The sequence below is a fragment of the Amycolatopsis sp. NPDC049252 genome (genome assembly GCF_043197175.1).
In the GTDB taxonomy this organism is placed as follows: Bacteria; Actinomycetota; Actinomycetes; order Mycobacteriales; family Pseudonocardiaceae; genus Amycolatopsis.
On the sequence record NZ_JBICSQ010000014.1, the window covers coordinates 160,728 to 166,409 of the forward strand.

Below are 5,682 nucleotides of genomic sequence, written 5' to 3' on the forward strand. Positions count from 1 at the left end.
GGAGGGCTGGGAAGACTGATCCGGCGGGCGGGCCGGGAGCGCCGTCGGCGCTCCCGGCCGGTCCCCGTCGGTCAGTCCTCGTCTTCGACCCAGTCGAAGGTCTTGGTGACGGCCTTCTTCCAGTTGCGGTACTCGGATTCGCGGCGGGCGTCGTCCATCGACGGGTCCCACTGCTTGTCCTGGGCCCAGTTGGTGCGGATGTCGTCTTCGGACTTCCAGAACCCGACCGCCAGCCCGGCGGCGTACGCGGCACCCAGCGCGGTGGTCTCGTTGACCACCGGGCGGATCACCGGCACGCCGAGGATGTCGGCCTGGAACTGCATGAGCAGCTCGTTGACGACCATGCCGCCGTCCACCTTGAGCGACTTCAGCGGGACACCGGAGTCGGCGTTCATCGCGTCGATCACCTCGCGCGACTGGAAGGCGGTCGCCTCCAGCACCGCGCGGGCCAGGTGTCCCTTGTTGACGAACCGGGTGAGCCCGACGATCGCGCCGCGAGCGTCGGACCGCCAGTAAGGAGCGAACAGACCCGAGAACGCCGGGACGAAGTACGCACCGCCGTTGTCCTCGACGCTGCGCGCGTGCTCTTCGATCTCGGCCGCGGTCGAGATCATGCCGAGGTTGTCGCGCAGCCACTGCACCAGCGAACCGGTGACGGCGATGGAGCCTTCCAGCGCGTAGATCGTGTCGTTCGAGCCGATCTTGTAGCAGACCGTGGTGAGCAGCCCGTTCTGCGACATCACCTTTTCGGTACCGGTGTTGAGCAGCATGAAGTTGCCGGTGCCGTAGGTGTTCTTGGCCTCGCCGGGCGAGAGGCAGGCCTGGCCGAACGTCGCGGCCTGCTGGTCGCCCAGGATGCCCGCGATCGGCACGCCGGCCAGCGCGCCCTTCTCGCGGACCTTGCCGTACTCCTCGGAGGAGGAGCGGATCTCCGGCAGCATGGACAGCGGGATCGTCATCTCGGCGGCGATCTCGGGGTCCCACTGCAGCGTGTCGAGGTCCATCAGCATGGTGCGGGAGGCGTTGGTCGGGTCGGTGACGTGCACGCCGCCGTCGGGCCCGCCGGTCATGTTCCACAGCACCCAGGTGTCCATGTTGCCGAAGACCAGGTCACCGGCTTCGGCCTTCTCACGCGCGCCTTCGACGTTGTCGAGGATCCACTTGACCTTCGGCCCGGAGAAGTACGTCGCGAGCGGGAGGCCGACCTTGTCGCGGTAGCGCTCCTGGCCGCCGCCGAGGTTGCCGAGCTCGGTGACGATCCGGTCGGTGCGGGTGTCCTGCCAGACGATCGCGTTGTACACCGGCTTGCCGGTCGTCTTGTCCCAGACCAGCGCGGTCTCGCGCTGGTTGGTGATGCCGACGGCGACGATGTCCCTGGTGTGCAGGTCGGCCTTGGCGATGGCGCCCGCGGCGACCGCGCGGGTGTTCTCCCAGATCTCCTCGGCGTTGTGCTCGACCCAGCCCGCCTTCGGGAAGATCTGCTCGTGTTCCTTCTGGTCGACGGCGACGACCCGGCCCTCGTGGTTGAAGATCATGCACCGGGTCGAGGTCGTGCCCTGGTCGATCGCTGCTACGTACGAAGTCATGTGTGCTCCAGGAAATTCTCGGGCGGGCGATCAGGTCAGGTTGTGCACGAGGAGGTACAGGAGCGCGGCGAGGGCGCCACCGACGAGCGGGCCGACGACCGGGATCCAGGAGTAGCCCCAGTTGGCGTTCGCCTTGTTGCGGATCGGCATCAGGAACGCGTACGCGATCCGCGGGCCGAGGTCACGCGCCGGGTTGATGGCGTAGCCCGTCGGGCCACCGAGGGAGGTGCCGATCACGAGGACCACGAACGAGACGCCCGCGTAGCCGAGCGCTGAGTTGCCGAAGTTCGGGGTGCCGCCGTCGGTCGCCGCGAACGTGGGGCTGAGCAGGATCCAGGCCACCAGGACGAAGGTGCCGATGATCTCGGTGACGAGGTTCCACACCCGGTTCGGGATCTGTGGCGCGGTGGAGAAGATGCCGAGGGTGTTCTCGGGCTCGGGGTGGTCGTCGAACTGGAGCTTGTAGGTCGCCCAGCACAGCATGGCGCCGATGATGGCGCCGGCCATCTGCCCGATGAAGTAGAAGGGCACGTCGGCCCACTTGGTCTTGTCGGCGATGGCGAGCCCGAGGGTCACCGCCGGGTTGAGGTGCGCGCCACTCGGCGCGGCGATGCTGGCGCCGGTGAAGACGGCGAACGCCCAGCCGAAGTTGATGAACAGGATTCCGCCGTTGTTGCCGTTGGTCTTGCGCAGCACGTGGTTGGCCACCACGCCGTTGCCGAGCAGGATCAGCGCCGCTGTTCCCAGTAGTTCCCAGACGATTATTGCCCCAGCACTCACCGCTGCACCTCCACACTGGACACTCTGCGCAGGGTCGATCACGGCGTGCCACGGCACCGTTGCCGACCCACGTCCGGGCGACGTTACCCGGGCGTAGAACCCTGGTCCAAGGACCGGAGAGCGCAATCTTTTCAAGATCGCGGAGGGTTACGCCACAAGTGTCATCCGCGAACGGGCGGAGGATCACCGGGTCGTGCGATGCTGGAACCCTCGCCAGCTCGAGGAGGACTGTCACGTGGCAAGCGCACAGCACGCAGCGGAGACGAACCCGGCTCGGCTGGGACCGCGCAAGCGGGAGGAGACCTGGCAGCGGCTCGGCAAGGAGACCTTCGACGTCGTCGTGATCGGCGGCGGCGTGGTCGGCGCCGGCACGGCACTGGACGCCGCCACCCGCGGGCTGCGGGTCGCGCTCGTCGAGGCGCGGGATCTGGCGTCGGGGACGTCGAGCCGCTCGAGCAAGCTCTTCCACGGCGGCCTGCGCTACCTGGAGCAGCTCGAGTTCGGGCTGGTCCGGGAAGCGCTTCGCGAGCGCGAGCTGATGCTGACGACGATCGCACCCCATCTGGTGAAGCCGGTCAGCTTTCTCTACCCGCTGACGCACCGCGTGTGGGAACGGCCGTACACCGCGGCGGGCCTGCTGATGTACGACACGATGGGCGGCGCCAAGAGCGTCCCGGGGCAGAAACACCTGACCCGCGCGGGCGCGCTGCGGATGGTGCCGGCCCTCAAGCGGTCCGCGCTCATCGGCGGGATCCGCTACTACGACGCCCAGTCCGACGACGCCCGCCACACCATGACGGTGGCGCGGACCGCGGCGCACTACGGCGCGATCGTGCGGACGTCCACCCAGGTCGTCGGCTTCCTGCGCGAGGCCGACCGGGTGTCCGGCGTGCGCGTGCGCGACGTCGAAGACGGGCGCGAGACGGAGATCTCGGCGGCCGTCGTGATCAACTGCACCGGCGTCTGGACCGACGAGCTGCAGCGCCTGTCCGGTGGCCGCGGACGGTTCCGGGTGCGGGCGAGCAAGGGCGTGCACATCGTCGTCCCGCGCGACCGGATCGTGTCGGAGTCGGGGATGATCCTGCGCACCGAGAAGTCGGTGCTGTTCGTCATTCCGTGGCGCAATCACTGGATCGTGGGTACCACGGACACGGACTGGAACCTCGACCTCGCGCACCCGGCGGCGACCAAGCACGACATCGACTACCTGCTGGAGCACGTCAACAGCGTCCTGGCGACGCCGTTGACGCACGACGACATCGAAGGCGTGTACGCGGGGCTTCGCCCGTTGCTGGCGGGGGAGAGCGAAGAGACGTCGAAGCTTTCGCGCGAGCACGCGGTGGCGCGGGTGGCGCCGGGCCTGGTCGCGATCGCGGGCGGCAAGTACACGACGTACCGGGTGATGGCGGCGGACGCCGTCGACGCGGCGGCGGTCGACCTGCCGGGCCGCTCCCAGCCGTCGATCACGGACAAGGTTCCCCTGATCGGCGCGGACGGTTACCACGCGCTGGTCAACCAGGCCGACCACCTGGCCGCGGAACACGGCCTGCACCCCTATCGGGTGAGGCACCTGCTGGACCGCTACGGCTCGCTGGTGCACGAGGTGCTGGCGCTGGCCGAGGGCCGCCCGGAGCTGCTCAAGCCGATCGAGCACGCGCCGGACTACCTGGGCGTCGAGGTGGTGTACGCGGCCGCGCACGAGGGTGCGCTGCATCTGGAGGACGTCCTGGCCCGCCGCACCCGCATCTCGATCGAGTACGCCCACCGCGGCGTCGACTGCGCGGAACAGGTCGCGGACCTGGTGGGCGAGGTCCTCGGCTGGTCCCCCGAAACGGTGAAGCGCGAGGTGGAGGTCTACCGGGCACGGGTCGAGGCCGAACGCGAGTCCCAGTCCCAGCCGAGCGACGAAGCGGCGGACGCCCTGCGGATCGCGGCCCCGGAAGCTCGCTCGGGAATCGTGGCGCCGGTCAGCTGACGCCGGGGTTGTCCACAGGCCTCCGGACTTGTGGACAACCGGCGCTGACCAGGGGCTTCAGCGGGGTTTCCGTCCGGGGTCACCGATAGACTGGCCTCGGGGCCGCCCCCCAGGGAAGGGCGGGGGAGTTTCCGCCTGGGCTGGGGCATGGACCAGCACGCCGCCGGTGCGACGTGAGCGTGACGGCACCGCAGCCGCGGCTCGACAACCGTGGTTCAGGAAGTGCGGTGCCAGCGGATCAGGCGCTCGCCCGTCGGGGCGCGGTCGTTCTCCGGGCCGATCAACGTGAAGCCGCAGCGTTCCGCCACGATCGCCGATGCCGTGTTGCTCTCCTCGTAGCGGTAGCTGACCTCCGTCAGGCCCAGGCCGCCGAAACCGAAGCGCAGGGCCGCGTTCAACGACGTCGTCGCGATTCCCTTGCCTCGCTCGGCCGGGTGGACCCAGACCGTCGCCTCCCCGTACGCCGCGTCCAGGTCCAGCTCGCGCAGGCCCACTTCGCCCAGCAGCCTGCCCGACGTCGGCTCGGCGATCGCCCACGAGCAGCGCTCGTCGCCCGCCCACTGCGCCGCGCGCAGGGTCACGTACTCCGTCGCTTCGTCGAGGGTGCGCAGGCGGTAGTTCAGCACGTACTTGCGGTGCGTCGGGTCGGCGAACGCCTCCATCAGCGCCGGGCGGTCGTCGATGTGCCGGTCGGCGCGCAGCTGGCGCAGGTAGTAGGTGCCCGCGTTGATCTCCACCGGTTCCACTCCACCCAGCCTAGCCAGGCCGCGAGCACGCCGCCCTCGGTCCGTCGGTCAAGGCAGGATCCGTGCCCGGTCGCACCGCGCCAGACTTCCGAAAAGGGTGAAACCGCCTCAGAGCAGGCCGCGGCGGTAGGCCTCGCCGACCGCCGCCGCGCGGTCGTTCACCCCGAGCTTCGAGTACGCGCTCAGCAGGTGGGTCTTCACACTCGCCTCGCTGATGAACAGCTTCCCGGCCGCCGCGCGGTTCGTCGCCCCGGCCGCCACCAGGCGCAGGACCTCCAGCTCACGGCGGGTCAGCGGGCCGGCCCGGCGAAAACCGCTCAGCACCCGGCCCGCGACGCTCGGCGCCAGCACGGACTCGCCGCGCGCCGCCGCGCGGACCGCGGCCAGCAGCTCCGCGACCGGGGCGTCCTTCAGCAGGTAGCCCGTCGCGCCGGCTTCGATCGCCGGCAGGACGTCCGTCTCCGCGTCGTACGTCGTCAGCACGAGGACCCGGACCGTGGGGTGGGAAACGGCGAGACGGCGGATCGCGCCGACGCCGTCCAGCTCCGGCATGCGCAGGTCCATCAGCACGACGTCGGGGTGGTGCCGGGCCACC

5 protein-coding genes are annotated in these 5,682 nt (G+C 69.8%); 1 reads left to right on the plus strand and 4 read right to left on the minus strand.

Features of this window, described 5'->3' with window-relative positions:
• Positions 1-71: 71 nt before the first annotated feature.
• Positions 72-1,586, minus strand: coding sequence for a glycerol kinase GlpK (gene glpK, locus ACGFMK_RS19070; protein ID WP_392764532.1), 1,515 nt, complete (start codon positions 1,584-1,586; stop codon positions 72-74).
• Positions 1,587-1,616: 30 nt separating this feature from the next.
• Complete coding sequence (locus tag ACGFMK_RS19075) at positions 1,617-2,366, minus strand: MIP/aquaporin family protein (RefSeq protein ID WP_392764534.1); 750 nt, start codon at positions 2,364-2,366, stop codon at positions 1,617-1,619.
• Between the two features lie 235 nt (positions 2,367-2,601).
• Between ACGFMK_RS19075 and ACGFMK_RS19080 the strand changes: the two genes are divergently transcribed.
• Positions 2,602-4,341, plus strand: a complete 1,740-nt coding sequence (locus ACGFMK_RS19080) for a glycerol-3-phosphate dehydrogenase/oxidase (RefSeq protein ID WP_392764537.1) — start codon at positions 2,602-2,604, stop codon at positions 4,339-4,341.
• Positions 4,342-4,556: 215 nt separating this feature from the next.
• Here the strand turns inward: ACGFMK_RS19080 and ACGFMK_RS19085 are convergent, their stop codons facing one another.
• Both ACGFMK_RS19085 and ACGFMK_RS19090 read right to left on the minus strand, forming a co-directional pair.
• Positions 4,557-5,087, minus strand: a complete 531-nt coding sequence (locus ACGFMK_RS19085) for a GNAT family N-acetyltransferase (RefSeq protein WP_392764540.1) — start codon at positions 5,085-5,087, stop codon at positions 4,557-4,559.
• Between the two features lie 108 nt (positions 5,088-5,195).
• A partial coding sequence (locus tag ACGFMK_RS19090; protein WP_392764542.1) for a response regulator occupies positions 5,196-5,682 on the minus strand: 487 nt, incomplete at its 5' end.

What these genes read in the sequence shown, in the direction of transcription:
- glpK (WP_392764532.1), bottom strand. Translation starts at nt 1,586, where the DNA reads ATGACTTCGTACGTAGCAGCGATCGACCAGGGCACGACCTCGACCCGG.